The organism is Pelagicoccus enzymogenes, assembly GCF_014803405.1.
Classification (GTDB): domain Bacteria; phylum Verrucomicrobiota; class Verrucomicrobiia; order Opitutales; family Opitutaceae; genus Pelagicoccus; species Pelagicoccus enzymogenes.
Window position 1 is genome coordinate 25571 of record NZ_JACYFG010000042.1, and the last position, 26684, is coordinate 52254.

Here is a 26684-nt window from a genome sequence, read left to right on the forward strand (position 1 = left end):
AAGTTTCAGTTGGGAGTTGGTTTTAGAGAATGATTGGTTTTTCTTTGTCGCCTAGGAATTTGGAGACGAAGGGCAGGACGAGGTCGGCCTTTTTGCTCCAGGTGCGGATTGTGGCGAGTTGTTCCTGGTATTCATTGAGCTCGATCTTCGATGATTGCTTTTCAATGGCTTTCAATTGCTCTGTACCAGACGCGAGCTGTGGCTTTATGCGCTCCTTGATGAGTCCGTCGGCGATGCGGCGTAGGCTGGTCTCGGCTTTGAAGTGGTCGCGGCGGTCGCCGGGGATGTAGGCGAGGTTGAGAGCGTTGATGCTGCGCAGAAAGCGGATGCCTTGGCTGGCGGAGCCTTTGCTGATTTGCAGTTGCTCGATGACGTCGTCGAGAGCGAGAGGAGCGTCGGTTGCGAAAAAGAGGCCGTAAATTTCACCGATGGATTTGGGGATGCCGAAGGCTTGGGCGGCATTGACGAAATAGGCGATGATGGCATCGCGCGTTTCGTTGGCTCGGGCTTCACTTTCGTTCGCCATTAAAGATAAAAGATTTTAAATTGAGAAGGTCGCGTGGTGGGAAATGCGGGAAGTACTGAAGGTTGGTTCAGGGAGTTCAAGAAAAAATGAACTATTTGATCGTGGGTAATCGAGTTCGGCGGATCCGTTATCGGTGATCCGGTAATCTAGGATCGGGATTTGGCGAAGCGTGTGGACGGGTATCTACCGCCGAGGACGCTGAGTGCGCGGAGTTTTGGGAGCAGGTTGGCCTGCGGGCCAAGTAGCTGTCGCTCTGCGACCCGTCGTCGCTTCGCTTTGTCGAGGCAGGCGGGAGGTTTTTGTTCTCTTAACCGCGGAGTATGCGGAGGTCGCGGAGTTTTTTTGCGAAGGAGGTTTTTTCTGATGAAGGTGAGGGGCTGAAGTAATCTGATTATCGTTGCTCTTTGCTTTTTCTCTGCGGTCTCGAGCGGAGCGGGCGGTTTGGTCTTCGCTGGTTTAGGTGAAGCTGTAGCGAGGACGGGGTGGCACCCGTCCCTCCTGTTCGGAAGGGCGTCGGAAGGATGTTTGGGTAGAAATCGGGTGGCGCTCGGGGAGTCAAATCCAGGGCCAGAGGCGTAGGCCGGGGATTTTTTGGAAGTGTTGGTCGAAGGTGACCAAGGTGGAGCCTGATTCGATGCAGGCGCTGGCGATCCATATGTCGTTTATGGGAATGGGGGTCCCGGCGCGTTTGAGCTGGTCTTGGGTTTCGCCGTAAATCTGTGCGGTCTCCAGGGTGGGGAGCCAAGAATCGACGGTGGGTTTGTTCAAGAAGGCTTTGAGCTGGCCTAGGTTTTCTTGGAGTTTGTTGCCGCCTCGAAAACCGTAGTGGAGTTCGGCGATTACGAACAGGGGCAGGTACACGGTGGTTGAGCTGGCTAGGGCGTCGAGGACCTTTTCGTCGCCTTGCATAAAGGCGCTGTAGGCGCTGGTGTCCAAGGTGATTTTCGCCATTTTAGCGGTCCCAGTCGCTGGGGGTTACGGTCCGAGCGTTGCTCGTTCGCTCGTCGAAGGCTGAGGCCTCCTCCTTGGACCAGCTGCCGAAGAGATCGATGAAGTCGGACCTGTGATCTTCTATTGTCTTTCTGTCCAAGCCCAAGCTGGTGCGTAGGATGGATTTCACTGTTCGGTTGAGCGAGGTTCCGTCTCTGCGGGCTCGCTTTTCGAGTTGCTCGGCCAGATCGGGATCTAGTTTGTGAATTGTGATTGATTTCATGGTTCATAAAAGAAAAAGAAAGTGAACCACGTCAATGTTTCTGCATCGTCTGGGTTTTTGGAGGACAGTGAGAGGGGGCGTTTACGGGGAGTGTCAGGTTGGCCTGTGGCCAAGTAGGTGTCGCTCTGCGACCCGTCGTCGCTTCGCTTTGCCGAGGCAAGCGGGAGGTTTTTGTTCTCTTAACCGCGGAGTACGCGGAGGTCGCGGAGTTATTTTTTACGAAGGAGATTTTTTCTGATGAAGGTGAGGGGCTGAAGTAATCTGATTATCGTTGCTCTCTGCTTTTTCTCTGCGGTCTCGAGCGGAGCCCCTCGACCGTGCTCGGGATCGATGACGGGGCGGTTTGGTCTTCGCTGGTTTAGGTGAAGCTGTAGCGTGGACGGGGTGGCGCCCGTCCCTCCGGGGGATGGGTGATAATCGCGGCGCACGTTCGGCTGACTCAGTGTCTTCGACAAGGCCGCTTCTCGCAGTCGGGGCTGGTGTCCGCTGGGACAGCGGACGCCACCTTAGGCGCTTCGCTTTTTGGGTTTGCCTTGGGGGCTCATTGCTAAATCCCTGTGGCGGTGCGGGTTTTGATTACAGGGATCGCGGGCTTCATAGGCTCCAATTTGGCGTTGCGCTTACAGGCGGCGGGCTGGGACGTGTCGGGAGTGGACGCCTTTACGGACTACTATGCGGTGGGTTTGAAGCGGGGCACTGCGGAGCGGCTTAAGGCTTGCGGGATCGAGGTGCTGGAGGCGGATTTGGGCGAAGCGGCGTGCCCGGAGGTCACGCCCTACCTTGAGGGGGTGGATGCGGTGGTGCATTTGGCGGCTCAGCCGGGGATTTCGGCGAAGACGCCTTGGGAGGATTATAATCGAAACAACGTGGTGGCGACGCATCGCTTGCTGGAAGCAGCTCGGGAGGCTGGGGTGAAGCGCTTTGTGAATGTGTCGTCCTCCTCGGTCTATGGGCTGCGGGCCATGGATTCGGAGGTGGGGGAGCCGAAGCCGGCTTCTTGGTATGGCGAAACGAAGTTGGCGGCTGAGCTGGAGGTGATGGGGGCTCATCGCCTGAATGGGTTTCCGGCCTGTTCGCTGCGCTTGTTTTCGGTTTATGGGGAGCGGGAGCGGCCGGATAAGCTGTTTCCCAGATTGATTCGATCGATCGCGAATGATGAGGAGTTTCCGCTCTTCGAGGGGAGCCGGGGGCATCAGCGCTCGTTCACCTACGTGGGGGATATCTGCGAGGCGATTGCTTGCGTTTTGGATAAATGGGACAAGGCGGAGGGCGAGATTTTTAACGTGGGTACGGATCAGTGTTTCACCACGGGCGAAGCAATCGAGGCGGTGCAGGAGATCATGGGGAAGAAGGCTCTGATCAATCTATTGCCTCCACGTCCGGGGGATCAGGCTGCCACGCATGCGAATATCGACAAGATTCGGAAGGTGTTGGGGTGGGAGCCGAAGGCTTCCCTAGGACAGGGACTGGAGCGAATGGTGAAATGGTACAGGGACGAGGTCCAAGGGAAGGTGGATTGGCGGTAGGGAGAACGGGCTGTTTTTTGTAACCACCGATGGCACTGATTTACACCGATGATCTTGGGGGTGCTTGATGTGATTGTGTCAGGATCGCCGATGCCGATGGATTTTCAGTTGGTGACAAACAAGGTTTTGCAGGGCTTTGATGAGCAAGGAGCCCGAAGGGGTGCTTTGCCATGATGCCTCGCAGCTTGCTGCAGGGTGGCAAAGCAAGGGCGATGATATTCACTTGGGCTCAGCAATTTATGACGGAGGATGTTTCGAAGCGAGGCCCGATAAGGGGGACGAAGTGGTTGTTGTGAGGTGGGCGGGGGATCGTGGTTGGTGCTGGGTGCTGAGGGATTGGAGAGTTGCGGGACGGGGAGTAAACCCCGCTCCCTACTGATCCGCGAGGAGGTCACGGATGGTGTCGAGGTCGAGGGCGGTGGCGAGGGATTGGTCGTCGATGAGGGTGCTGGCGAGTTGGGACTTCTCTTTTTGCAGGGCGCGGATCTTTTCTTCGATGGTGTCCTTGGCGATGAGGCGGTAGGCAATGACTTGGCGCTTTTGGCCGATGCGGTGGGTGCGGTCGATGGCTTGGGCTTCTACGGCGGGATTCCACCAGGGGTCGAAGAGGGCGACGTAGCTGGCGGCGGTGAGGTTGAGGCCGCTGCCGGCGGCTTTGAGGGAGAGCAGGAAGACTTTTTCGGTATCCGGTTTTTGGAAACGTTCGACGAGGGTGGCCCGGTCTTGGGTTTTTCCGGTGAGCATGAGGCTGGGGATGCCGATGGCGTCGAGGGCGGGCTGCAGGAGTTCGAGCATGGATACGAATTGGCTGAAGACGAGGATCTTGTGGCCTTCGTCGACGAGGGGCTGGATATGCTCGAGCAGGGCCTGGGTTTTGGCGGATGGCGTTTTGCTGGGTTTGGCTCCGAGGAGCTGGGGGTCGCAGCAGATTTGTCGGAGCCGCAGGAGGGATTGCAGGATGTTGAAGCGGCTTTTGTCGAACTGGCGTTGGGTTTTGACCTCGACGAGGAGTTGGCGGGCTTTTTTGAGTTCGGCTTGGTAGAGCTTGGCTTGGGCGCCTTCGAGCTGGCAGTGCAGTTCTTCTTCGATGCGGTCGGGGAGGTCTTGGGCGACGTCTTTTTTGGCGCGGCGCAGGAGGAAGGGCTGGATGCGGCGGGCGAGGCGGGGGAGGGCTTGCGGGTCTTTCTTTTCGTTGTAGAGGCGCTTGAACTGGGCTTGGGAGCCGAGGGCCCCGGGCATGGCGAAGCGGAGCAGGCTCCAGAGGTCGAGGGAGCGGTTTTCGATGGGGGTGCCGGTGAGCACGAGGCGGTGCTGGGTGGAGAGCTGGCAGGCGACGCGGGCGGTTTGGGAGCTGGGGTTTTTGATATATTGGGCTTCGTCGAGGATGACGGCGTCCCAGGTTTCGGCGAGAAAGGTGTCGGCCGCGCTGCGCAGCTGGGTGTAGTTGGCGACGACGAGGTTGGCGCTTAGGAGGGCTCTGGCTTGGGCTTCGTCGGGATTGCTTTGGTGGGGGGCGGCGGTGAGGCCGGTCTGGAATTTGCTGGGTTCGGAGAGCCAGTTGTCCATGACGGACTTGGGGCAGACGATGAGAACGCGGAAGGGGGCCTTGGCTTTGGCGTTTTGCTTTTTGAGCCAGACCAGCCAAGCGAGGGCTTGCAGGGTTTTGCCCAGGCCCATGTCGTCGGCGAGGATGCCGCCGAAGCTGAGCTGGGTGAGCTGGCAGAGGAATTGGAAGCCGTCGCGCTGGTAGGGGCGGAGGACTTTTCCGAAGGGGCGTGGCGGGGCGGGAAGTTTTTGGGCACTGAGGGTTTTGAGGCGGGCTTGTAGCTCGGTTTTGGCTTCTTCGGTGAGGGCGGCGCTGGCGGCTTCGTTTTGCAGCTGCAGGGTGTGGAGGCGTTGGGTGTCGTCGGTTTTTTCGACACCGAGCTCCTGCATGAGGGCAGCGGTTTCCTTGGTGGTTTCAATGTCGAGGCGTCGCCACTGGCCGCTGGGGAGCTGGACGAAGCGTCCGGGCCCGGCGAGCAGGAGCTTCATCTCCTCGTCGGTGAGTTGGGTGTCGTTGACGCGTTTGACGAGTTTGACGTCGAACCAGTCGCGGGTATCCGTTTCTTGGATATCGACTTCATAGCTGAGCGAGACGGGGGCGCTGTCGAGGCCGGCGAGGTCGGGGCTGAGTTCTACTTGAATGGAGTCGGGCAGGCTTTGCAGCCAGGTTCCGAAGTCCGGCAGGTCTTTCGAGTCGCGCAGGGGGCGTTGCCAGCGGGTGAGTTGCTCGTCCCACCTGAGGGAGAATTTGGATAGGAGCGGGGCGAAGTCGAGCAGGACGTTTGGATCCAGAAGTTGGATACGGTTGTTGGGGGTTGCGCTTGTCTCCTCGTTTAGGTGGTTCCAGCCGGTGGGCGTGAAGTGACGCAGTGCATTGTTTTGGGAGTCGATGGCTTCTAGCTCGACTTGCAGGCCGCGGGTGCGGCCCCAGGTGCTGGGAGTTTCTCGGGTGCTGGCTCGCAGCCGGAGCTGGGGCTGGAGGGTGTCGACTCGCTTTTCGATTTCCGGGGGGAGTTCGCTTCCTTGGGAACGCAGGAAGGCGACGCCTTGTTCGGAGTCGATGGCGTCCCAGGGCAGGGTGACGAGCGTTTCTCCTTCCAGTGGCGGCGGGCCGGGGTAGATGGTGGCATCGCTGAGGTAGAGAGGGGCGTCGTCTGCTGTGGGCTGGGGACGTCCGTAGGTATCGTAGTCTAGCAGTTGGAGAACGATTGCGTTTTTGGGCAGTGGTTTTCCGTTGGGCAGGCAGAGGCTGAGTTGCGCTGTGGCGTCTTCCCCTGAGCCGGATTTGCGGGCGATCCAGCGTAGCGGTTCTTCGCTCCATGGGATCGTTTGGTAGTTTGTATCCAAAACGTGGTAGCGAAGTTCGGCATGTTGGAGGAGACGGTGCAGGAAGGCTCGGGCGTATTGGGTGGTGGGCGCGGTGGTGACGCCTCGCCAGTGCTGGAGGAAGTGTTCCGCAGCTCCAAGGAATGCGATGGCTTGGGTGGACAGCTTCGTTGCGGTGGCGTCTCGCCAGTCTTGCAGTTGCTCGCTGTCGACGCGGTAGTAGGGACCGTCCTCGCGGGCGTGTATTTCCCATTTCGAGGTGCCGATGACCATGGCGAGCTGGGTGGGCGTCGTGGATTGGGCTTGTTCGGGGGCGCGGACGTTTGAGGAGCGCTCGAGGGTGGCTTTCCAGGCTCGGATTTCGTTGAGGTGGAGGTTGCGTTTGACGCGGTTTTGGTAGTCGTCGAGGTCGATCAGCTTCTGGGCGAGGGCTGGCGATTTGATCTCGTTAAGCTTGAAATAGATGCAGGCGTAGCCGAGGAGCTCGAAGGGGTCTTGAGGGGGCGTGTCGAGGTAGTTGCCGAGCCGGTCGACTTGCTTCCAGCCTCGGTAGTGGACCTCTTGGTTGTTCAGGAGGGCGAGGACGTCGTCGCAGGCGATGCCTTGCTCTTGAAAGATGTGCCACGCTTTTTGCACCTTTTCGAGGAAGCGTTCTTCTCGGACGTTGAGTTGCCGATCGAGGATCTTCTTGGCGGGCTCGAAGAGGCTGTTCTTGGGCCTGCGGGCCGCTTTTTTGCTGGGAGTTGCCTGGGAAAGGGGGTGCCCGTTTTCGGCGAGCACGGTGGCGGCGAGGGCGTAGGCGTGCTTGCAGTCGTAGCCGATGGGGCAGTCGCATTCGGCTTCCCAGCCGACATGGCGCTCGTAGCCGATGTGGACGAAATACTCTTGGGTTCCATCCACGTAGCCTTCGACGACGTGGTTGGTGGCGTAGGAAACGAGGGCTCGGGCGTCGCGGGCGTAGGCTTTGCCGCGCTTTTGGGTGCGGGCGTCGAAGGTTTTGAGGTAGAGGGCGAGGGAGTTGAGCGTGCTGGCGTCCATTTGAATGGCTGTGCCTAGCGCTGAGGGTGAGCGGGGGAAAGGTGTTTTTTCGTTAGGAGGGGGGGCGGGCTGGATCGGGAATGAGGACCTTTGAGTTGTCCTGCCGCTCGGACGGGGCGCCCGTCCATTTAGGGGCGGGGGTGGATCGCGACCAAGGTCGCTCCTACAGGTACTTACTTGGCGCGGAGACTGCCTTGTTTCAGCTGCTCGAGGAAGAGGGGGTAGGTTTTGTCGATGCCTTCCTCGAGGGCGATTTGGGCCGTCCAGCCGAGCTCGCGCAGGCGGGAGACGTCCATTAGCTTGCGAGGCGTGCCGTCGGGCTTGCTGAGGTCGTTCACGATTTTGCCGGTGTAGCCGACGGTTTTCGCTACGAGCTCGGCGATTTGCTTGATGCTGTGCTCGACCCCGGTGCCGGCGTTTAAGATGCTGGGCGGGTCTTGTATTTGGAGGGCGAATACGACGGCGTCAGCTAGATCGTCGGCGTGCATGAGCTCGCGCAGGGGCGTTCCCGTACCCCACATGGTCACTTCGGGAAGATCGGCTTCCTTGGCTTCGTGGAAGCGGCGGATGAGGGCGGGCAGGAGGTGGGAGTTGTCGGGATGGTAATTGTCGCCGGGACCGTAGAGGTTGGTGGGCATGAGGGAGTGGTAGGTCACTCCGTATTGCTTCCGGTAGTACTCGCAGAGCTTGAGCCCGGCGATCTTGGCGATGGCGTAGGCCTCGTTGGTGGGCTCCAGCTGGGAAGTGAGCAGGGCATCCTCGCGCAGGGGCTGGGGGGCGAGCTTGGGGTAGATGCAGGAGGAGCCGAGGAAGAGGAAGCGGGATACGCCGCTCTGGTAGGCCGCGTGGATGGTATTGCTGGCGATGGCTAGGTTTTGGTAGCCGAAGTCGGCGGGGTAGGTATTGTTGGCGTGGATACCGCCGACCTTGGCGGCGGCCATGACGACGACGTCGGGCTTGTGGGCCTGGAAGAAGTCCTCGACGGCTTGCTGGCGGGTGAGGTCGAGCTCGGAGGAGCTGGCGGTGACGGTGTTGGTGAAGCCGAGGGAGTGGAGGCGGCGGACGACGGCGGAGCCGACCATGCCGTTATGGCCGGCGACGTAGATCTTGGATGAGGGATTCATTGTTTTATTGGCCACAAAAAGGCACGAAGAATCTGGTTGTATCTGGCTTCGCTATATCGAAGCCTACTCGTCTATTTGGTCTAGAAGGTAGCGTTTTATCTGGATCTTGGGGCTGCCGAAATTGATTAGTAGGCCAACTTTGGTGTTGGAGGACCTGAGGTAGCCTAGGAGTTGGGCTACGTGCTCGTCGGTTGTTGTTTTGCAGGCCTTGAGTTCGACGATAATTTCGTTTTGGACGTAGAGGTCTGCGTAGAAGTCTCCGATTAGGAATCCGTCTTCGTCGTAGACTGGAAGCGGATGTTGTTGGGCGGCTTGAATTCCTCTCAGGTCGAGGCGGTGTTTGAGTCCATTCTCGTAAACTTTTTCCACATGGCCGTGGCGAAGGTGTTTGTGGAGGCTGAAAGAGGCCTCGCGAATTTGGTCGCAAAGTTCGTTGATTTCTTGAGTTGGCATGGCTTGAAGATGCTTATCTGCCACGACTGAATCAAGGTTGTGGCTGTTTTTCTTAGCCACAAAGAGGCACGAAGAATCCTGCACTGCCTGCCTTCGTTATAACGAAGGTCCTCCGTCGGTTAGCTCTTTGTGCCTTTTCGTGGCCAAGGCTTCGCAGCCTAGGCGAGGGCTTTTTTGATCTTGGCTTCGTCCTGGGCGAGCTTGAGGTCGGCGTCGACCATGATCTTGACGAGCTCCTTGAACTTGACCTTGGGCTCCCAGCCGAGCTTCTGCTTGGCCTTGGCGGGGTCGCCGATGAGCAGGTCCACCTCGGCGGGGCGCTCGTAGCGCTTGTCGTACTCGACGTACTTTTCCCAGTCGAGGTCGAGGTGGGCGAAGGTTTCCTGCACGAACTCCTTGACGGTGTGGGTCTCGTTGGTGGCGATGACGTAGTCCTCGGGCTGGTCCTGCTGGAGCATGAGCCACATCATCTCCACGTACTCCTTGGCGTAGCCCCAGTCGCGCTTGGCGTCGAGGTTGCCGAGGTAGAGCTTTTCCTGCAGCCCCATCTTGATGCGGGTGGCGGCGCGGGTGATCTTGCGGGTGACGAAGGTTTCGCCGCGGCGCGGGGACTCGTGGTTGAAGAGGATGCCGGAGCAGGCGAAGAGGTTGTAGGATTCGCGGTAGTTAACGGTCAGCCAGTGGGCGTACATCTTGGCGCAGGCGTAGGGGGAGCGCGGCCAGAAGGGGGTGGTCTCGGTCTGGGGGACTTCCTGGACCTTGCCGAACATCTCGGAGGAGGAGGCTTGGTAGAACTTGGTTTTGTTGACGAGGTTGGCTTCGCGGATGGCCTCGAGGATGCGTACGGCGCCGACGCCCACTACGTCGCCGGTGTACTCGGGAACGTCGAAGGAAACGCGCACGTGGGACTGCGCTCCGAGGTTGTAGATCTCGTCGGGCTGGAGTTCGTAGAGCAGCTTGACCATCTGCACGGAGTCGGCGAGGTCGCCGTAGTGCAGGAAGAGCTTCACGCCGTTGACGTGCCGGTCTTGGTAGAGGTGGTCGATGCGGGAAGTGTTGAAGGTCGAGGCCCTACGGATGACTCCGTGCACTTCGTATCCCTTTTCGAGAAGGAGTTCTGCGAGATAGGATCCGTCTTGTCCTGTGATTCCGGTGATGAGGGCCTTCTTCATAAATTTCTCCCGTTAGCTGGATTTTTACAACTGGCAAGCAAAGGGCTTTGGGCGGGTTTGTCGATCTGTTCTTTCCGACAAAGGGGATGTTGTCCGCTGGGACAGCGGACGCTACCTGTTGGGTTCGCGACCAAGGTCGCTCCTACAAGAAAAACGCCCGTCGCGGGAGCGGCGGGCGTTTGAAAGTATTTATTTGAAGAATCGCGGAGCAAGGCCGCTTCCCACAGTATTTTTAGGCGCAGCGGAGTTTGCCGGGACGAGCCGGGCGGCTGGGCTTGCTTTGCCAGTACCAGCGGGTTGGCGGTGCGGGCTCTTCTGCGTGAGTGGGCTCGGTTTCGAAGGAATGCTGGTGGCTGGGAAGCGGCGCCGTGATGTTGAGCAGGGCGCCGACGATCTCTTGGGCGTAGCCGCGTCCGAGCTCGCTGGATGCGAGCGCGTTGATGGGGCCGTGTCCCGAGTGGCGGGCGCTGAAGCCGGTGATGCCGATGGCGTGGCCGGTGTCCTTGTGGATGACGATCCACCAGCTTCCGGTGCCGCTGCGGCGGTCTTCCAGCATGCGAATGATGGCGGTGCAGGCTGCCTCGAGCGTACTGTTGGCAGGACCGACGGTCGCATGGGCGAAGAAGGGATCGGCTGCAGCGAGCTCGTGCAGGGCGAACGCGTCTTCGAGGCGCGGGGTTCTCAAGATGAGTCGTTCCGTCTCGATGATAGAGGGGGGAAGCGTCTCTGTTGGTCTTGCGTGTGTCATGTTGTGTTTCTCCTGAGTTGGTAAAGTTGTGATTGGTTTTCGAAATTGGATTTGTCTGGGCCAAAAAAAGGCCGAACGTCTTTTGGCGTTCGGCTTGGCAGTGCGGTGTGTACAGATCGGATTTTGTTAGCGTTGTCGCTCCGGTATCCTTCCCGCGTGCCAAGCCATGGTCCATTGGCGGCAGGCCGCTGCGGCCTGTGCTTGGACTGCTTGATGATTGGATTGTTGCTGTGTTTGAGAACGTTTCATCGATGAGTTGATGGCGTTAAAGCATCCACCGCGCCGAAAAGAAAGTTTTTTAATGAAAAGATAAGGTTACGACGGTTTAGCCTCTCTTTACGTTCTTTTAAATCCTTGTATTGCAGGGGATTCACTTCTGGGCATCGTTTTGACCTGCAATGCGAAAATTTACGCAGTTACTGGGCCTCTTTTTCAGCATGCAAGTCCTTGCTCTGGCCCTTGGGTCGGAGGATCGCGACTTCGAGGACTTGCGGGAGCGTACTTTCGAGGCGGCATGGAGCCAGGTCGGAGCCAGCTACTACGACGCGTCTTTCGGAGGGCTGGACTGGGATGCGGTGGGCGAGCGTTATCGGGCGAAGCTCCCGCAAGCGGCGAGCATGGACGAGGTGCGGGCTTTAATCTCGGAGATGATCTACCAGTTGGGGGACTCGCACTTGGCCTTGATTTCGTCGGACTACGATCCGCAGGAACTAATCAAACCTTGGGCAGGAGGGGCGGCTGGGGTGGACGCTTGTTACGCCGGTTCGCGCATCGTGTTTTACCGGCTCGATCCGGAGGGGGCGGCTTATCGCGCTGGCTTGCGGGATGGGGATGTCTTGCTGGAGATCGACGGGATCAAGGTAAAGGCGTTCAAGCGCTCCTTGGAGAAGACCGGGCAGCCGAAGCATGTCTTGAATTACAGTTTGATCACGGCATTGCTTTCCCGTCTTCGCACCGAGGCGGGCGACAAGGTCGACTTGCTCGTGCGCTCGCCGGACGGCAAGAAGCGTTCGCTCACGGTGGTGCAGGAGCGGTATCAGGGGCGTGAGACCGAGCCCTTGGGCAGGTTGGGGCGGATGCCCTTGGCGCTGGAGGCTTCGATTCTGGAAAACGGCGCGGGCTTCCTGCGGTTCAATCTTTGGTTTCCAGCCGTCATGCCGGAGGTGAGAGCCTTCATGGCCGAGCTGCCGGCGGATGCTCCAGGCTTGGTGATCGACTTGCGCGGCAATCCGGGGGGCATGATGGTGATGGCTGGTGGATTGGCAGGCTTGCTTCTGGAAGAGCAAGCGACGCTTGGACGTACGACGCTGCGTTCCGGGCACATGAACGTGGTGGGCTTCCCGCAACGCCGTACCTTCCATGGCAAGGTAGCGATCCTTGTCGACGAGACGAGCGTTTCGACGAGCGAGGTATTCGCCATCGGCATGCAGGAGCTCGGGCGGGCGAGAGTGTTTGGGCAACCGACTCCCGGGGCGGCGCTTCCTTCGGTCTTCTTTGCTTTGCCTAATGGGGACTCGCTGCAGATCGCCCTCGGAGACTTCAAGACGCCTCAGGGCGTGAGCCTGGAAGCTCGCGGAGTGATCCCTGACGAAATTGTGACGATTTCGCCGGTTGATCTTTCCTCGGGGAAGGACAGTGTTCTTATCGCAGCTCTTAACTGGATCCATCAAACCAACTGACTTATATGAAACTACCCCTATCTCGAAAGGCCGTCGCGGTCTTGCTCATGATTGTAGCATCGCCTTTGGCGACCGTTCGCGCCGCTTTGCCGTCGGAGGTCGCCGCCGTCTTGGAGGCTAACATCGCCGCGAGCGGTGGCCGTGACCTGATCGCCTCCATAAAGTCTTCTCGCCTGAAGGGCACCATGTCTATCCCGGCGATCGGGATGAACGGAACGACGGAAATGGCGATGAAGTCGCCCGACAAGTTGTACGTTGCCCAGACGATACCGGGAATGGGGACCATCGTGCAGGCGTACGACGGCGAAATCGGCTGGGCCAATGATCCGATGCAAGGCTTCCGTCACCTGAGCGAAGGGGAAATCGTCTCCCTCAAGCACAACGACAACTTTTCCGATATGCTCGCCTACAACGAAGTCTACAGCTCCGGGGAGAAAATGGCGGACTCGGTGGTGGACGGTCAGGCCGTCAACGTGCTCAAGCTGACCGCGGCGGAAACGGGCCTCGAGCAGACGTGTTACTACAGTAAGGACAGCGGCTTGCTCCTGCGTATGGACATGCTGGTGGACATGGGCCCGATGGGTCAGTTGCCGGCGAGCATGATCGTGAAGTCCTACCAGGAGAAGGATGGCATCTCGTTTCCGGGCTCTCTGGAAGTGACGAATGCGGGCATGATCATCAACATTTCCTTCAATTCCCTCGAGCTCAACGTGGAGCTGGAAGACTCGCTTTTCTCCCCGCCGCAATGAGCAGCAATCTTCAAACGTATATCTAGCCTATGAGTCCAAATAAACTAATCGTATCTGCTATCGCATTTTTCTGCCTCGCCATGGGAGCTTCGGCCGCCCTCGAGCGCCAGCCGTCTCCGGAAGGAGCCGAGGCCTACATTATCTCGCCTGCCGATGGCGAAGTGGTGGGGAAGACCTTCACGGTTCGCTTTGGCTTGAAAGGGATGGGAGTCGCTCCTGCCGGTATCGACAAAGCGAATACGGGGCACCATCATCTTCTCATCAACGCCGAGTCGCTGCCGGCCATGGATACGCCGATGCCGATGACGGACAGCCTCAAGCATTTCGGGGGCGGACAAACCGAAGTCGAGTTGACGCTTCCTCCGGGCAAGCATCGCCTGCAGTTGGTTCTGGGCGACTACTTGCACATTCCGCATCAGCCGCCGGTGATTTCGGAAGAGATTACCGTTACGGTGAAGTAGGTGGCGCGATCCCGACTTCGCGGGTCGTTTCCTGTTCGGTCGTTCCTTTTTTCGCTAAACGCCTGTCCGGTTTTTCGGGCAGGCGTTTTTTTTTGGCATCCGCTAAATGCAGTGGAAATTGCTGGGTAGGTGTTCGATCAATTTTCAATTGTGGGAAGCGGCCTTGTGCCGCGATTGGGCAGAATCGATCGTGCTACAAGGGCACTCCCCACTGTGCAATCCCCGTCCCCCGCGAAATCGCGATGAACCTTGTGGGTTACGCACCTATGAAGTCTTCGCTTTTCGAGTCCTTCCGAGAATGTTCCTGCAGCGCGGACGACGCGGCCGTCGCCCCTCCATTGTTGCTCTTGTTTCCGCTTGCAGGCTTTACGTAGAAAACGCTTGTGCGTTCTCGTGCCGGCGATAGCTCTTAGAGACAGTCCAATCATTTATACTAGCCTCTTCTGGGTTGCAGCCTGCTGCAGACCGCAGTGCAAACCTGTTTATCAGCGCGACGCGGTCTGGACTAAGGTCTAACCCTACAGAAACTTGACTTATTGGACCATCTCTTATGCAGCGGCCAGTCGCTGCCGTGTCCTCGCATCGTTAACTTTCCTCTTTCATGAACGAATCCCCAGCTCCTTTTGAAGGCGAACCCTCTCTTGCTGCTCCCGCTGCGGTCGCCAATATTGACTATCCCTTCAGCTTCACCGGCCAAACGGGGGAGTACTTTCGTATTTGGATTGTGAATATGCTTCTGACGCTGGTGACCCTCGGCTTCTACACGCCATGGGCTCGAGTGCGTACGCGGCGATACTTCCACGCGAACACCCATTTGGACGGGCATGCTTTCGACTACTTGGCGAAGCCGATCAACATTTTGTGGGGATACTTGATCGTGCTCTTCATCGTCGGCGGCTATTATGCAGCTGGCTTCTTCAACCCCATGTTCACTATTCCGTTTTTCCTGATCTATGTTTTTGCAGGACCTTGGGTGGTCTACAAGGCCATGCGATTCAAGGCTCACAACACGAGCTACCGCAACGTGCGTTTCCAGTTCAGCGGTACGGTGGGCGACGCCTATGTGATCTATTTGGCGATGGCTCTGCTTATTCCGTTCACCGCTGGCTTGATCATCCCTTATTGGATCATGAAGCAAAAGGAATACTTCTATAAGAACCTGAGCTTCGGCGGCCGGAAGTTCGATTTCACGCCGCAAGCGGGCGAGTACTACGTGACCTACATCGTGGCGGCGGTGATCACGGTTGGAATCTATGGGCTCGTTATCTTTGGGGCGATGATGACTGTATTTGCCGGAGCTGGCTTAGGGGCTGCCGAAGGTGGCGAGCCGCCGGACGCTGCGGTGTTTGGCTTCCTGTTTGCCCTCTACCTTCCGATGATTTTCGGAATGGTCTTCGTGCAGATCTACGTTTACGTATCGCTTTTCAACTACAACTTGGGGCGGCTTCTCGTGCAGCAGACTGCCTTCAAATCTTCCTTGAAGGTGGGCAGGTTCTACTGGATTTCATTGACCAATATTTTTGCGACCGTCTTCAGCTTGGGATTGCTCGCTCCTTGGGCTGCTATCCGCAAGACGCGCTACTTGGCGGAGTCGGTTGAGCTGAACCACCCAGAAACGGGCTTCGGTGAATTCGTGGTCCAAGCAGGCGAGGACCAGTCCTCCATTGGCGATGCGGCTGCGGACATGTTTGAACTCGATATCGGATGGTAGCGGAGGTCGAGGGCGAGTTTTACGAGGTTGGATCCTCGCGAAAAGTGGCGGCCAAGTTGAGCTTGCTTGCGTTCGAGGAGCTGGAGCTTTGCGTAGCAGGGGAGCGTCGGGCGTATCAAAAGGCTCGATACATCGTCGAGCCGCCGCTCGGGTCATTGCCGCGAGTGGTTCATTTCAAGGAGGATGACGGAGACTGCCGTTTCGAGACTTCGGACACGGCGGGCTTTCGCGAGCTGGAGCGTAACCTGTCCTCGGGCAAGCTTTGGTCGGGAGTCGCCTGGTTGGAAGGGCATTGGAAAGGTACGGTGGCGAGCGTGGTGCTGCTGGCTTTTTTTTGTTTCGGCTTTTTTCAGTGGGGCTTGCCGGCGCTTGCCAAAAAGGTGGCCCATGACATGCCGCAGTCTTGGCGGGTATCCATGACGGACCAGAGCATCGCCTCGATGAAGCGTTTCGATTACATCGCTGAGAGCGACCTTTCTTCCGAGGAGCAGTTGCGAGTGCAGGACATCTTCAGCGATGCCCTCGCTATGGCCGGACTGCAGGATTCGGAGTATGACTATGAGCTGCGGCTCTTTGCGGGAAAGGCGATCGGGGCCAATGCTTTCGCGTTTCCCTCGGGCTTGGTGGTAGCGACGGACGAGTTTGTGCAGTTGTGCGAAACGGATGAGCAGATCAAGGCGGTTTTCCTGCACGAATTGGCTCACGTGGAGGAGCAGCACGGAATTCGCGGCTTGGTGCAGCGCGGCGGAGTTTTCATCGTGTTTTCGATTCTAGTTGGGGATGCCAGCTCGGTGATTTCATTGGCGGAAGGCATTCCTGCCATGGTTATGAATTCCCAATACTCACAACGCTTCGAGATGGAGTCGGACACCTTTGCGGCGGAGCTATTGCAGGAGTCGGGGATCGGTGCTGAGGCGATGGAAGAGATTCTGATCCTGTTGCATAAGGACGTTCCGGACCTGCCGGTCGCCACGTTTCTCTCGACTCACCCCAGCTTGCAGGAGCGGGTGGACAACTTGCGCGAGATCCAGGCTGGGGAATAAGGGCGCTCGAAGGTGGTGCGGCCGCTCCGAGGGCGCCGGTACGCATGGACTGGGAAGCAAGACGCCCGCGGAGCGGCCGTCCCACCTTTTGAGAGGCGTTGTCCGCTGGGGCAGCAGGCGCGACCCTAAACAGAAAGACTAATCCTTTTCTGCTTCCTTTTCCTCCCCGTCGGGCACGAGAGCTCCGGCGACCTTGGCGGTGGTTTTCACTCCGGTGGCGGCAGTCTTGACGCCGAGCTTGGTGGTTTTGCTCGCGACTTTCACGGGGACGGTCACGGCGCAGCCGCCTAGCAGCGATAGGCTGGTGGAGAGGGCGAGAATTTGCAGGGTGCGTTTCATGGATAAGGTATCGGTGGAAAAGCCTAGGAGTGTTGGAATGTGTCTCAATTGAGCAAGGTACTCTAGCTCAGGGTGTTTGGGGAGATTGTTTAGCAAAAGCTGTTGCTGTGGCTTTGACTTAGGATCCTCTAGGCATTCCTATTGTCAGGTTCCTTAATCGCATTTTCGCCCGCTCTTTTTCGAAGCGGGTTTAATCTTAATCCTGCTCCTTATGATCGTTACTCGGAAGATTGGTTCACTCATTCGCGGAAAAACCACGCCGTTCCAAATTTACGCAGCCTGCATCCTAGGGGCCTTGATTGGATTCATCCCCAGCTTTTCTCATGCCCCGGCCTTGGTGGCTTTCTGGATCCTTTTGCTGCTGGTGCTGAACGCCAATCTGTTCTTGGCGGGTATCGTGCTGCTGCTGAGCAAGCTGGTTTTGCTGCTGGCCATGCCGCTGGTTTTTGCGATTGGTCGATTTTTGCTGGAAGGGCCGACTCAGGGACTCTTCAAGGCCCTTATCAATGCGCCGGTGACCGCGTATTCCGGTTTGGACTACTACGCGGTAGCGGGAGGTCAATTGCTGGCTCTTATCCTGGGATTTGCTTTGGCTTTCGTGCTCAAGCGTTCGATCACGAACTACCGCAAAAAAATGATGGTCGTGTCGGAGGACTCAGCTCGGCTGAAGAAGTACAACGAAAAGCTGTGGGTGAAGGCGCTAAAGTTCCTCTTCCTGGGGAAAGGGCGTGGCAAGAAGAGCTACGAGGAACTGCTTTCCGTCAAGATGGGCAATCCGATCCGTATTTGGGGCTTGGCGATCGTAGTCTTGCTGGGAGCGGTGATCGGGCTTGGATTCAGCAAGCTCTCTGCTCCGCTGCTCACCTCGCTTGCTAAATCGAACCTGGAGACAGCCAATGGAGCGACCGTAGACCTAGAGAGCGTGGATTTGAGCTTCGGCGAGAGCAAGCTCGAGGTGCTGGGGCTTGCCTTGGCAGATGCCCAGAATCTGGATACGAATATTTTCTCCTCCAAGCGTATCGTAGCGGACGTGAACACGGCTGACCTGCTGCGCAAGCGCTTCTCTATCGACAACTTGGTCATCGAAGATGCGGCATCCGGCGACGCTCGTGAGACTCCCGGCGTGCAAATCGGTCCTAAGCCGAAAACGGACAGCAAGATCGAGATGCCAGACTTCGACGACTTGGACAGCGTGCTGGAGAATGCGGACGTTTGGAAGGAGCGTCTCGCCCAGGCTAAGCGTTGGCTCGAGCAAATGACAGCTGGCGGGGAAGAGGCTCAAGAGACCCTGACTTGGAGGGAAGAGCTGAACAGTCGCATCCGAGCCTTGGGGCACGCCAATGTGAAAGCGGATTTTCTTACCGAAGGAAGCCCCACTTTGTGGATACGCCGCATCGAGGCGAAAGGGATCAAGACGCCCTATTTTGAGGGGGCCTTGTTGGATCTGAACGGAGCGGACCTTTCCACGCATCCCGCCCTCGCGGCCGCTGCACCGACCCTGTCGTTGGTGGCGGACAATCAGAAATTCGACGCTCGCTTGAGTTTGGCAGGAGCGAGTGGCACGGGAACGAACGATTTGAAAATGTTGCTCAAGCAGGTCGCGGTGGATCCGCTCGCGTCCAAGATCAAGTCGGACGGAAATCCGCCGGTTTCGGGCGGCAGCATGGATATCGACTTGAGCGGCGTGATCGGGACCGCTGCCAACGATTTGGTGGCCAAGGTTACCTTTGACGGAACGCAAGCGAGGATTGGCGGAAATCCAGTCGACCTGGATGGAATCACGCTACCGCTGCAGATTCGCGGCCCGCTGGATCGTCCGGGAATCAAGCTAGAGTCGGATGCCCTGCAGAAACTGGCAGGAGCGGCCCTCAAGAAGAAGGCAACGGAGGAGGTATCCAAAAAACTGGGACTTGAAGGCGACGAAGCGGAGGCGGCGGGTAAGCTGCTGGACGGCTTGTTCAAGAAAAAGAAGTAAGGGTTGCTTTTGTGGGAAGCGGCCTTGTGCCGCGAATCCAAGCCGATCGATCGTGGCGCAAGGCCACTTCCCACCTTTGCTTTTCTTACGGCCGCTCGATTTCGAAAAGGGAATCGGTACGGCAGTAGCCGTTGGGGCCGTGCATGCGCCCGACGAGCTGCATGGCGGCCGCGTCGACGTATCCGGTTTTTGGATCGTAGAAGGCGTCGTCGATGGAGGCGTGTACGACTTGGGCGACGATGAGGCGGTTTTGCCCGATCTCTTGGATGCTGTGCAGTTCGCACTCGAGAGCGACGGGCGCTCCGGCAATGCGTGGGGGAGCGACCTTTTGGGAGGGTACCGTGTCCAGTCCATAAGCCGCGAGCTCGCTGTCCTCGCGGGGCAGGGCGGTGGAGGTCTTCACCATTTGCTCGGCTTGCCCTTCGCTCACGGTGTGGATGACGAATTGGCCGGATGCTTTGATGTTGAGCACGGTATCCTTCGGCTCGCCAGTGTCGGGTCGGTTTCCGATGCCCAGTACGACGAGGGGCGGCTTGGAGCCGAATACGTTGAAGAAGCTGAAGGGGGCGGCGTTGACCCCGCCTTCGGGCGAAGAGCTCGTGACCCAAGCGATGGGGCGTGGGACCACCACGGAGGTCAGGAATTTGTAGCGTTCGATGGCTTCGAGATTGGGTAGGTCGATTTCCATGCCGCTAGACTTGGTAGGCTAGCAGGCGGGGCGCAAAGGGAAAACGAGAAAGGCACGCCGGATGGCGTGCCTTTTGTCAGTTGTAATCGTTTTGAAATTGCTGCGCTCAGGCCATGGCGCTGAGGAATTGGCCGACGAGGGTGCCGCGGTCGATCTTGCCGTTGGTGCCGTAGGCTTGGCGGGGAATATGGGGGATGGGGGCGTTCTTGTGAGCGGCTCGCTCACGGGTTTCCTTGGAAATGTTGACTGACTGCTTCGTCTCCTGCCTGACCGGATAGCGAACGGAAGGACGACGCCCGAATTGGAACCCTTGGTTGAAGGACTCGGGAGTGATTCGCTTGGCCGTTTCGAAGGACATGCGAGCAATTTAGCAAAAAATTAGCAATCTGGCAATGGAGTGAAGCGCTCAAAATTCGCGAGGGACGTGCCGCATCGCATTGCCAGATTGGGTCGATGCGGCGTGTCGCGAGCGACAGCCCTACGGTGGGGTGTTGGAGAAATTGGGTTGTGTGGACGCGGGCTGAAGCTCCGCTCTACGGTGAGAAAAAAGCCCGACACGCGTGAGCGGGTCGGGCTGGAGAGGGAATTTCGTTTCGGTTAGAGCTTGAGGCCGCCGAAGGCGTCGCCGAGGGAGCCGAAGGATTGGCTGCCGCCGCGGTTGCCTCCGCCGCTACGGTTTCCGCCGCGTGGGGCGTTGTTGCGGTTGCCGCCGCCTTGGCGGGGGCCACGGTTGAATTGGTTGTTGCGGCGGTTTTCTTTGTCGGCGGCGCGCTCGGCGGGGGAGCGGCGGTCGATCTCGACCACGCTCTTCAGGCTGAGGCCGATGCGCTTTCTGGCGACGTCGACTTCGGTGACGGTGGCTTGCACCTTTTGGCCGACCTTGACGACGTCGTTAGGGTCTTTGACGAAGTTGTCGGAAAGCTGGCTGATATGGGCGAGTCCGTCTTGGTGCACGCCGATGTCGATGAAGGCGCCGAAGGCGGTGACGTTGGTGACGACGCCGGTGAGCTTCATGCCTTCGGTGAGGTCGGTGATTTGATTTACGCCTTCCTTGAACTGGACGAGCTCGAATTCGGCGCGGGGGTCGCGGCCGGGTTTGGCGAGTTCTTGCAGGATGTCTTGCAGAGTGGGGAGGCCGACTTCGTCCGTAGTATATTTTTGGATATCGATGCGGTTACGGGCGGCGGAGTCTTTGACCAGGTCCTTGAGCGAGACTTGCAGGTCGAAGGCCATCTTTTCCACAAGACCGTAGCGCTCGGGGTGGACGGCGGAGGCGTCGAGTGGGTTTTCGGCGCCGCGGATACGCAGGAAGCCGGCGGCTTGCTCGAAGGCCTTGGGCCCGATGCCGGCAACCTTGGTGATTTCCTTGCGGGACTTGAAGGGACCGTTGGCTTCGCGGTGGGCGACGATGGCGCCGGCGAGGCGGGAGTTGAGGCCGGAGACGTAGGAGAGGAGCTGCTTAGAGGCGGTGTTTACCTCTACGCCGACGGCGTTTACGCAGGAGAGGACGGAGTCGTCGAGCGAGGCCTTGAGGGCGCGTTGGTCGACGTCGTGCTGGTATTGGCCGACGCCGATGGACTTGGGATCGATCTTAACGAGTTCGGCCAGCGGGTCCATAAGTCTCCGCCCGATGGATACGGCGCCGCGCACGGTGATGTCCTTGTCGGGGAACTCTTCGCGGGCGACTTCGGAAGCGGAGTAGATGGAGGCGCCGGATTCGTTGACCATGACGATGGCGACGTCCTTGGGCAGGCCGAGTCCGCGGACGAAGGATTCGGTTTCGCGGGAGGCGGTGCCGTTGCCGATGGCGATGGCTTGGATCTGGAAGCGTTGGACGAGGCCGGTGACGATGGTCTTGGCTTCGTCGATCTGGCGTTGGGATTGGCTGGGGTAGATGACGGTGTCGAAGAGGAGCTTGCCTTGGGCGTCGAGCACGACGGTTTTACAGCCGGTGCGGAAGCCGGGGTCGATGGCGAGCACGGTTTTTTCGCCGAGGGCAGGGGCGAGGAGGAGTTCGCGTATGTTTGACGTGAATACCTGGATCGCTTCCGCGTCGGCCCGCTTTTTGATTTCGAGGCGGGCGGCGGTTTCCATGGAGATGGAGAGCAGGCGCTTGAAGGCGTCGCGGGTGGCGAGGCGCACTTGCTCGGCGGCGGGGCTGGAGCCTTTTACGAAGCGGGCTTCGAGCTTGGCGATGGCGAGGTCTTCGTCGGGGCGGACGGACATGGATAGGATCATCTCTTGTTCGCCGCGGCGGATGGCGAGGATGCGGTGCGATGGAGCTTTGTCGACGGGTTCTGACCAGTCGAAGTAGTCGCGATATTTGGCGCCTTCCTCTTCCTTGCCCATCATGACCTTGGAGGTGAGGGTGGAGTGCTTGGTGTAGAGTTCGCGGAGTTCGGCGCGGGCGTCGGCATCGTCGTTGATCCACTCGGCGATGATGTCGCGGGCGCCGGCGAGGGCGGCCTCGGAGTCGGCCACTTCCTTCTCGGCGTCCACGAAGGCGTTCGCCTCGGCGGTGGGGTCGAGGGCGGCGTTTTCCTGGCCTTCGAAGAGTTTTTGGGCGAGCGGCTCGAGGCCTTTTTCGCGGGCGATGGTGGCCTTGGTACGGCGCTTGGGCTTGTAGGGGAGGTAGACGTCCTCGAGGCGGGCCATGGTTTCGGCGGCGTTGACCTTGGCTTTGAGCTCGTCGGTGAGGACTTTCTGGTCTTCGAGCGACTTGAGGATGGCGGCGCGGCGGTCTTCGAGGGCTTTGAGCTGGTCGAGGCGGTCGCGTATGTTGGCGATCTGGACTTCGTCGAGTCCGCCGGTGGCTTCCTTGCGGTAGCGGGCGATGAAGGGGACAGTGCCTCCCTCGACGAGGAGCTTGGCGGTGGCGGCTACGTGTGACTCCGGGATAGAGAGTTCTTCGGAGATCTTGGGAAGGAAGTTTTCGTGCATGAAATTGGGTTTTGGGTACTTGGTTGTTGAGGGATCGCGACCGAGGTCGCTCCTACCTGCTGAAAAACGGGTGAGGATGGTTGTGGCTTTACGGGTGGCAAGGCGGATTTAGGGTGGGCGGCTTTTTGATCGGAGTGTGGAAAGGGGGGAGGTCGTTGCTGCGAGCGAGGCACAAAAAAACGGACCGCGTCGGCGGTCCGTTGGGAGAGAAATTGTCTCGTTCGTTTTATTGCGAACCAAGACCGAGGCTAGCGGAGCTTGCGGCGAAGGCCGACGAGCAGAGCGAAGGCTCCTGCAAGAGCGAGGCCGGTGGCGCCGTTGTCCGGGACGTTGATCACGTCTTCGGTGAAGCCTTGGTAGCGTACCGAGGACTGCGAGTAGTTGTAGAAGCCGAATCTCGCTTGGTTGTAGGTGCCGTTGAGGTCGAAGATCGTTTGTCCGGTGCCGAATGCTCCGCCAGCGATTTCGATTTTGAGATTGGTAGTGGTGTAGTTGAGCGTGAAGTCGTAGACCGTGTTGTCTGCCCATCCTGTTCCGAGGTTGGTGGCCAATACGTCGTACCCTGGGGCATCGAGGTGATGGTTGCCGAATGGAATCGCGCTTGCGCCGCCTGTTACCTTGGAAAGGTAGAATCCGGGCTGGGAGCTGCTCTGCAACCCTTGCTTCCAGTCAAAGAGAATAAATGGGTCGCTTGCGTCCTCACCTTCGAAGAGGGCGAAGCCGATGTAGTCGTCGTCGGATGTCGTCTCCACGCCGAACTTTCCCTTGAAGGAATTGTTGATGAAGTATTCCGGGCTAACGAAGAACGTTGGATTTCCATTGATCCGCTGGAGCACGGTCGAGCCGTCTGAGCTTACCTGCCAGTCACCGTTTCCAGAAGGACCCTCTTGGGTCCAAGTGCTCAGGTCGATGTTGGCTGCCTGAATTGATGAGGTCGCGGCGATTGTAAAGAAAACCGCAGCAAGCGTAGTTGGGAGTTTTGTTTTCATGTATTTTTTACAGATTAAGCGTGAGCGGCGCCGTTAGCAATTGCTGTACCATTGCTGGTTATTTGGATTCTTGGTATTTAATTAAGTCGTTGTAGGTAAGAGCTATATAGACCTTTTAGGTGGGCGGTTTCGTCGTTTTCCGGAGCAAAGATTCGTCGGTTGCTTTTACATGTTTTACACTTTTTCAAAATTTGATGTTCTCGTTTTGAATAGAAATTCCCTCATAAGGTTACGGGAGCGTGAACAATGAATCCGTTGGCGGGGATATGGGGAAGCTGGCTTGAAACTTGGGCTTGGAAAGCGGAGCTTGGGGGTATGATTCTTCGTGTGTTGGGAACCTGCCTTTGGGGAGTGGTTTTGTCCTTGTACTCCTGGGCGGAGCCGGTGGCTGAGCTTGAGTTTTCTGCGGTTCGGGTGGACGGGAGTGTGCGGGACGATGAGGGCCTGGCGGCTTATTTGGCTCCTTACCGCGAGGGGGTAGAGGCGTTTGCGGCGGAGGTGATCGGTTATGCGGCCGAGCCGCTTTCGCGGTCGCGGCCGGAGTGCGGTCTTTCGAACTTGGTGGCGGATTCGCTGCGGGTAGTGGGAGCGAAGGAGTTCGGAGCGGAGGTGGATTTGTCGGTGACGAATTTCGGGGGCTTGCGGAGGGACTTGCCGCAGGGGGAGCTGACGATGGGGCTGATCACTGAGCTGTCTCCTTTCGAGAATTACCTGACCTATTTGGAGGTGGATGGCGCTTTCGTGCAGGAGCTGGCGCGACAGGCGGCGGGAGGAGTGGCTGTCTCTGGGATCAAAGTGACGCTGGATAGCGAAGGGCGAGTGTTGGAGGCTTTGGTCAACGGAGAGCCGATCGATGCAAGGCGTCGCTACCGGGTGGTCACGATCGACTACTTGGTCGCGACCTACGGAGCCTTGTTTCGCGAGGAGTGGATTTTGGAGAAGCGAGTATCTAAGAATTTGATACAGAGGGATGCGATCGTGTTGCACTTGTCGGCTCTGGCGGAGCGTGGCGTGAGGATATTCGACGCGGGGGAAGGTCGCGTGCGGGTGGTGGAGTGAATGGAGAAGAGTAAATGAGAGCAGGAGCGAATATGGACAGGAGACGTTTTTTGGGAACTGCGGGGCTGGGATTGACGGTACTTTCTGGCGCGCTCGGCCGTGTGGCGGACCATCGGCCGAAGCTGACGATTTTGCAGACGAACGATACGCACTCGCGCATCGATCCGTTTCCGATGGATGGCAGCCGCAATCAAGGCTTGGGCGGAATCGCTAGACGGAAGGTATTGGTCGATCGGATACGCGACCGGGAGGAGCATACGCTGTTGGTCGATAGCGGCGACATGTTTCAAGGGACGCCTTACTATAACCTCTACGGAGGGGAGGTGGAAATCGAAGCCATGAACCGTGTCGGCTACGATGTGGCCACGGTGGGGAACCATGAGTTCGACAATGGAATTGCGGGCTTGGAGAAGACGATGCCTTTGGCCCGCTTCGAGTGGGTTTCCAGCAATTTGGACTGGAGTGGAGCGAAGTCGCTCGCCCCCTTGGTCAAGCCTTGGACGATCAGGGAGATCGGGCCGTTCAAGGTGGGCTTGTTCGGCGTTTTGTGCGAGTTGAAGGGCATGGTTGCGTCTCACAATCATGTGGGGGTGATTTACTTGGATCCGGTGGAGTCGGCGCGTCGTTCGGTTGCGGAACTGAAGGCCCGCGGCTGCAACCTGATCGTTTGCCTTTCGCACATGGGTTACCGCACCCGCTACGAAGGAGAGCAGATGCGGGACGACCGTTTTCCGGCGCAGGTTGAGGGGATCGACTTGGTCTTGGGCGGGCATTCGCACACCTTTTTGGACGATTTGGTAGCGTTGCCGCGCAAAGGTGGCGGCGTGACGCGGGTGACGCAGCAAGGCTGGGCGGGGATGCGGCTCGGTCGCGTCGAGGTGAGGCTGGAGCGAGGGGATGGCCTGGCGATGAGGCAGGATCCGTTAGTGGTGGCTTGATTGGCAGCTCCTCCCTTGTCTTTCGGGGAAAAGTACTCTAGCGATTCCGGTCCTCACACATTATCGCAAAATGAAAGTTAAGAAAGTAGGTATCCTTACGGCAGGCGGCTTGGCCCCTTGTCTTTCCTCGGCAATTGGCGGCTTGATTCAGCGCTACACGGAAATCGATCCGGACGTGGAGATCATTTGCTACAAGAACGGCTACTACGGCTTGCTCAAGGGCTTGAGCTACGAGGTGACTCCGGAGGTTCGCAAGAACGCGGGCAATCTGCACTTGTTTGGCGGCAGCCCGATCGGCAACAGCCGCGTGAAGCTGACCAACGTGAAGGATTGCGTGAAGCGCGGTTTGGTGAAGGAAGGCGAAGATCCACAGAAGGTGGCTGCTGACCAGTTGGTGAAGGACGGCGTGGACGTGTTGCACACCATCGGTGGCGACGACACCAACACCGCGGCGGCGGATCTCGCGGCCTACTTGGCGAAGAACGACTACGCCCTGCGCGTGATCGGTCTGCCCAAGACCATCGACAACGACGTTTACCCGATCAAGCAGTCCCTCGGCGCCTATACGGCGGCGGAGCACGGGGCGAACTATTTTGAAAACGTGGTGGCGGAGCACAATTCCAGCCCCCGTATGCTGATCATCCATGAGGTGATGGGTCGCCATTGCGGTTGGCTCGCGGCTTACACGGCCTACGAGTACCACAAGCGCCAGAAGTGCCGCTACTGGGTGCCGGAAATCGGCCTCTCGCGCGAGCGTCACGACGTGCATGCGGTCTACGTGCCGGAGCTCAGCATCGATCTGGAAGCGGAGGCGGCTCGCTTGCGCAAGCAGCTGGACGAGCACGACGCGGTCAACATCTTCCTCTCTGAGGGCGCCGGCGTGGCCGACATCGTGGCCCAGAAGGAAGCGGCGGGCGAGGAGATCATCCGTGACGCTTTCGGTCACGTGCAGCTCGACTTCATCAACCCAGGCCAGTACTTCGCCAAGCAGTTCAAGGAACTGATCGGGGCGGAGAAGGTGCTCGTGCAGAAGAGCGGCTACTACTCTCGCGCGGCGGCGGCCAACGCCAAGGATCTCAACCTTATCAAGAGCTGCACGGACAAGGCTGTGGAAGCGGCCTTCGCGGGCGAGAGCGGCGTGATCGGCCACGACGAAAACAACCGCGACATCCTGCGGGCTTGCGAATTCGAGCGCGTGGCGGGCGGCAAGCCGTTCAACACGAACGAGCCTTGGTTCGACGAGTTGCTCTCGGAGATCGGCCAGCCTAAGGGCAAGGTGCAGGATACGAGCCACTAAGGGAAAGGGTTGGACAAATGCGTCTTCGGAGAAGCCGCGCCACCTGTTCCGGATTTTGAATATGAAGGCCGACGCGTAGTTTGCGCGTCGGTCTTTTTTATGGGAAGCGGCCTTGCTCCGCGATTTGTGACACGAAAAAGCCCGT

23 protein-coding genes are annotated in these 26684 nt (G+C 58.6%); 10 read left to right on the plus strand and 13 right to left on the minus strand.

Annotation, left to right across the window (positions count from 1 at the left end):
* Window positions 1–22 precede the first annotated feature (22 nt).
* The 3 genes from IEN85_RS18330 to IEN85_RS18340 form a co-directional block, all read right to left on the minus strand.
* On the minus strand, window positions 23–526 hold the full coding sequence (locus tag IEN85_RS18330; protein WP_191618565.1) for a GbsR/MarR family transcriptional regulator: 504 nt from the start codon (window positions 524–526) through the stop codon (window positions 23–25).
* Between the two features lie 555 nt (window positions 527–1081).
* Complete coding sequence (locus tag IEN85_RS18335) at window positions 1082–1477, minus strand: type II toxin-antitoxin system VapC family toxin (RefSeq protein ID WP_191618566.1); 396 nt, start codon at window positions 1475–1477, stop codon at window positions 1082–1084.
* A 1-nt stretch (window position 1478) separates the two neighbouring features.
* A complete protein-coding gene (locus IEN85_RS18340) occupies window positions 1479–1739 on the minus strand; it encodes a FitA-like ribbon-helix-helix domain-containing protein (protein ID WP_191618567.1) in 261 nt (86 codons plus the stop codon).
* A gap of 563 nt (window positions 1740–2302) precedes the next feature.
* Here IEN85_RS18340 and IEN85_RS18345 point away from each other — a divergent pair.
* Window positions 2303–3265, plus strand: coding sequence for an NAD-dependent epimerase/dehydratase family protein (locus IEN85_RS18345; protein ID WP_191618623.1), 963 nt, complete (start codon window positions 2303–2305; stop codon window positions 3263–3265).
* A 372-nt stretch (window positions 3266–3637) separates the two neighbouring features.
* Here IEN85_RS18345 and IEN85_RS18350 read toward each other — a convergent pair whose 3' ends face one another.
* The 5 genes from IEN85_RS18350 to IEN85_RS18370 form a co-directional block, all read right to left on the minus strand.
* On the minus strand, window positions 3638–7174 hold the full coding sequence (locus IEN85_RS18350; protein WP_191618568.1) for a DEAD/DEAH box helicase: 3537 nt from the start codon (window positions 7172–7174) through the stop codon (window positions 3638–3640).
* A 173-nt stretch (window positions 7175–7347) separates the two neighbouring features.
* Entirely contained in the window at window positions 7348–8298 is a 951-nt protein-coding gene (locus IEN85_RS18355; RefSeq protein WP_191618569.1) for a GDP-L-fucose synthase family protein, read from the minus strand.
* A 63-nt stretch (window positions 8299–8361) separates the two neighbouring features.
* Entirely contained in the window at window positions 8362–8751 is a 390-nt protein-coding gene (locus IEN85_RS18360) for a GxxExxY protein (protein WP_191618570.1), read from the minus strand.
* 158 nt (window positions 8752–8909) lie between these two features.
* On the minus strand, window positions 8910–9923 hold the full coding sequence (gene gmd / locus IEN85_RS18365) for a GDP-mannose 4,6-dehydratase (protein WP_191618571.1): 1014 nt from the start codon (window positions 9921–9923) through the stop codon (window positions 8910–8912).
* Window positions 9924–10155: 232 nt separating this feature from the next.
* On the minus strand, window positions 10156–10671 hold the full coding sequence (locus IEN85_RS18370) for a GNAT family N-acetyltransferase (protein WP_191618572.1): 516 nt from the start codon (window positions 10669–10671) through the stop codon (window positions 10156–10158).
* Window positions 10672–11108: 437 nt separating this feature from the next.
* On the opposite strand from IEN85_RS18370, the gene IEN85_RS18375 reads away from it, so the two are divergent.
* From IEN85_RS18375 to IEN85_RS18395, 5 genes are all read left to right on the plus strand, one after another.
* The gene (locus IEN85_RS18375; protein ID WP_191618573.1) at window positions 11109–12350 is read left to right on the plus strand and encodes a S41 family peptidase; all 1242 of its coding nucleotides are present in this window, start codon (window positions 11109–11111) and stop codon (window positions 12348–12350) included.
* A gap of 5 nt (window positions 12351–12355) precedes the next feature.
* Window positions 12356–13099, plus strand: a complete 744-nt coding sequence (locus IEN85_RS18380; RefSeq protein WP_191618574.1) for a LolA-like protein — start codon at window positions 12356–12358, stop codon at window positions 13097–13099.
* A gap of 29 nt (window positions 13100–13128) precedes the next feature.
* Complete coding sequence (locus tag IEN85_RS18385; RefSeq protein ID WP_191618575.1) at window positions 13129–13560, plus strand: DUF4399 domain-containing protein; 432 nt, start codon at window positions 13129–13131, stop codon at window positions 13558–13560.
* A 601-nt stretch (window positions 13561–14161) separates the two neighbouring features.
* Window positions 14162–15271, plus strand: coding sequence for a YjgN family protein (locus IEN85_RS18390; RefSeq protein WP_191618576.1), 1110 nt, complete (start codon window positions 14162–14164; stop codon window positions 15269–15271).
* Window positions 15265–16314: a M48 family metallopeptidase gene (locus IEN85_RS18395; RefSeq protein WP_191618577.1), complete on the plus strand. Its 1050-nt coding sequence runs from the start codon at window positions 15265–15267 to the stop codon at window positions 16312–16314. Before IEN85_RS18390 ends, IEN85_RS18395 begins: the two co-directional genes overlap by 7 nt.
* Window positions 16315–16452: 138 nt before the next feature.
* On the opposite strand, the gene IEN85_RS18400 is transcribed toward IEN85_RS18395, so the two are convergent.
* Window positions 16453–16653 (minus strand): hypothetical protein, encoded by a 201-nt coding sequence (locus IEN85_RS18400; protein WP_191618578.1) that lies wholly within the window; start codon window positions 16651–16653, stop codon window positions 16453–16455.
* Window positions 16654–16864: 211 nt separating this feature from the next.
* Here IEN85_RS18400 and IEN85_RS18405 point away from each other — a divergent pair, with 211 nt between their 5' ends.
* Window positions 16865–18628, plus strand: a complete 1764-nt coding sequence (locus IEN85_RS18405; protein ID WP_191618579.1) for a hypothetical protein — start codon at window positions 16865–16867, stop codon at window positions 18626–18628.
* An 85-nt stretch (window positions 18629–18713) separates the two neighbouring features.
* Here IEN85_RS18405 and IEN85_RS18410 read toward each other — a convergent pair whose 3' ends face one another.
* The 4 genes from IEN85_RS18410 to IEN85_RS18425 form a co-directional block, all read right to left on the minus strand.
* The gene (locus IEN85_RS18410; RefSeq protein WP_191618580.1) at window positions 18714–19316 is read right to left on the minus strand and encodes a flavin reductase family protein; all 603 of its coding nucleotides are present in this window, start codon (window positions 19314–19316) and stop codon (window positions 18714–18716) included.
* A 106-nt stretch (window positions 19317–19422) separates the two neighbouring features.
* On the minus strand, window positions 19423–19674 hold the full coding sequence (locus IEN85_RS18415; protein ID WP_191618581.1) for a hypothetical protein: 252 nt from the start codon (window positions 19672–19674) through the stop codon (window positions 19423–19425).
* 239 nt (window positions 19675–19913) lie between these two features.
* The gene (locus tag IEN85_RS18420; protein ID WP_191618582.1) at window positions 19914–22256 is read right to left on the minus strand and encodes a Tex family protein; all 2343 of its coding nucleotides are present in this window, start codon (window positions 22254–22256) and stop codon (window positions 19914–19916) included.
* Between the two features lie 248 nt (window positions 22257–22504).
* Window positions 22505–23245, minus strand: a complete 741-nt coding sequence (locus IEN85_RS18425) for a hypothetical protein (RefSeq protein ID WP_191618583.1) — start codon at window positions 23243–23245, stop codon at window positions 22505–22507.
* A gap of 315 nt (window positions 23246–23560) precedes the next feature.
* On the opposite strand from IEN85_RS18425, the gene IEN85_RS18430 reads away from it, so the two are divergent.
* The 3 genes from IEN85_RS18430 to IEN85_RS18440 all read left to right on the plus strand — a co-directional run bounded on the left by IEN85_RS18430 (window position 23561) and on the right by IEN85_RS18440 (window position 26539).
* Window positions 23561–24304, plus strand: coding sequence for a 5'-nucleotidase C-terminal domain-containing protein (locus IEN85_RS18430; protein ID WP_191618584.1), 744 nt, complete (start codon window positions 23561–23563; stop codon window positions 24302–24304).
* A 32-nt stretch (window positions 24305–24336) separates the two neighbouring features.
* Complete coding sequence (locus tag IEN85_RS18435) at window positions 24337–25242, plus strand: metallophosphatase (protein ID WP_191618585.1); 906 nt, start codon at window positions 24337–24339, stop codon at window positions 25240–25242.
* Window positions 25243–25312: 70 nt separating this feature from the next.
* Window positions 25313–26539, plus strand: coding sequence for a pyrophosphate--fructose-6-phosphate 1-phosphotransferase (locus tag IEN85_RS18440; protein WP_191618586.1), 1227 nt, complete (start codon window positions 25313–25315; stop codon window positions 26537–26539).
* Window positions 26540–26684 lie beyond the last annotated feature (145 nt).

Coding starts and splice junctions, on each gene's coding strand:
- IEN85_RS18385 (WP_191618575.1), top strand. CDS start 13,129: ATGAGTCCAAATAAACTAATCGTATCTGCTATCGCATTTTTCTGCCTC.
- IEN85_RS18395 (WP_191618577.1), top strand. CDS start 15,265: ATGGTAGCGGAGGTCGAGGGCGAGTTTTACGAGGTTGGATCCTCGCGA.
- IEN85_RS18390 (WP_191618576.1), top strand. CDS start 14,162: ATGAACGAATCCCCAGCTCCTTTTGAAGGCGAACCCTCTCTTGCTGCT.
- IEN85_RS18380 (WP_191618574.1), top strand. CDS start 12,356: ATGAAACTACCCCTATCTCGAAAGGCCGTCGCGGTCTTGCTCATGATT.
- IEN85_RS18370 (WP_191618572.1), bottom strand. CDS start 10,671: ATGACACACGCAAGACCAACAGAGACGCTTCCCCCCTCTATCATCGAG.
- IEN85_RS18350 (WP_191618568.1), bottom strand. CDS start 7,174: ATGGACGCCAGCACGCTCAACTCCCTCGCCCTCTACCTCAAAACCTTC.
- IEN85_RS18440 (WP_191618586.1), top strand. CDS start 25,313: ATGAAAGTTAAGAAAGTAGGTATCCTTACGGCAGGCGGCTTGGCCCCT.
- IEN85_RS18420 (WP_191618582.1), bottom strand. CDS start 22,256: ATGCACGAAAACTTCCTTCCCAAGATCTCCGAAGAACTCTCTATCCCG.
- IEN85_RS18430 (WP_191618584.1), top strand. CDS start 23,561: ATGATTCTTCGTGTGTTGGGAACCTGCCTTTGGGGAGTGGTTTTGTCC.
- gmd (WP_191618571.1), bottom strand. CDS start 9,923: ATGAAGAAGGCCCTCATCACCGGAATCACAGGACAAGACGGATCCTAT.
- IEN85_RS18410 (WP_191618580.1), bottom strand. CDS start 19,316: ATGGAAATCGACCTACCCAATCTCGAAGCCATCGAACGCTACAAATTC.
- IEN85_RS18360 (WP_191618570.1), bottom strand. CDS start 8,751: ATGCCAACTCAAGAAATCAACGAACTTTGCGACCAAATTCGCGAGGCC.
- IEN85_RS18400 (WP_191618578.1), bottom strand. CDS start 16,653: ATGAAACGCACCCTGCAAATTCTCGCCCTCTCCACCAGCCTATCGCTG.
- IEN85_RS18425 (WP_191618583.1), bottom strand. CDS start 23,245: ATGAAAACAAAACTCCCAACTACGCTTGCTGCGGTTTTCTTTACAATC.
- IEN85_RS18435 (WP_191618585.1), top strand. CDS start 24,337: ATGGACAGGAGACGTTTTTTGGGAACTGCGGGGCTGGGATTGACGGTA.
- IEN85_RS18355 (WP_191618569.1), bottom strand. CDS start 8,298: ATGAATCCCTCATCCAAGATCTACGTCGCCGGCCATAACGGCATGGTC.
- IEN85_RS18415 (WP_191618581.1), bottom strand. CDS start 19,674: ATGTCCTTCGAAACGGCCAAGCGAATCACTCCCGAGTCCTTCAACCAA.
- IEN85_RS18375 (WP_191618573.1), top strand. CDS start 11,109: ATGCAAGTCCTTGCTCTGGCCCTTGGGTCGGAGGATCGCGACTTCGAG.
- IEN85_RS18330 (WP_191618565.1), bottom strand. CDS start 526: ATGGCGAACGAAAGTGAAGCCCGAGCCAACGAAACGCGCGATGCCATC.
- IEN85_RS18335 (WP_191618566.1), bottom strand. CDS start 1,477: ATGGCGAAAATCACCTTGGACACCAGCGCCTACAGCGCCTTTATGCAA.
- IEN85_RS18340 (WP_191618567.1), bottom strand. CDS start 1,739: ATGAAATCAATCACAATTCACAAACTAGATCCCGATCTGGCCGAGCAA.
- IEN85_RS18405 (WP_191618579.1), top strand. CDS start 16,865: ATGATCGTTACTCGGAAGATTGGTTCACTCATTCGCGGAAAAACCACG.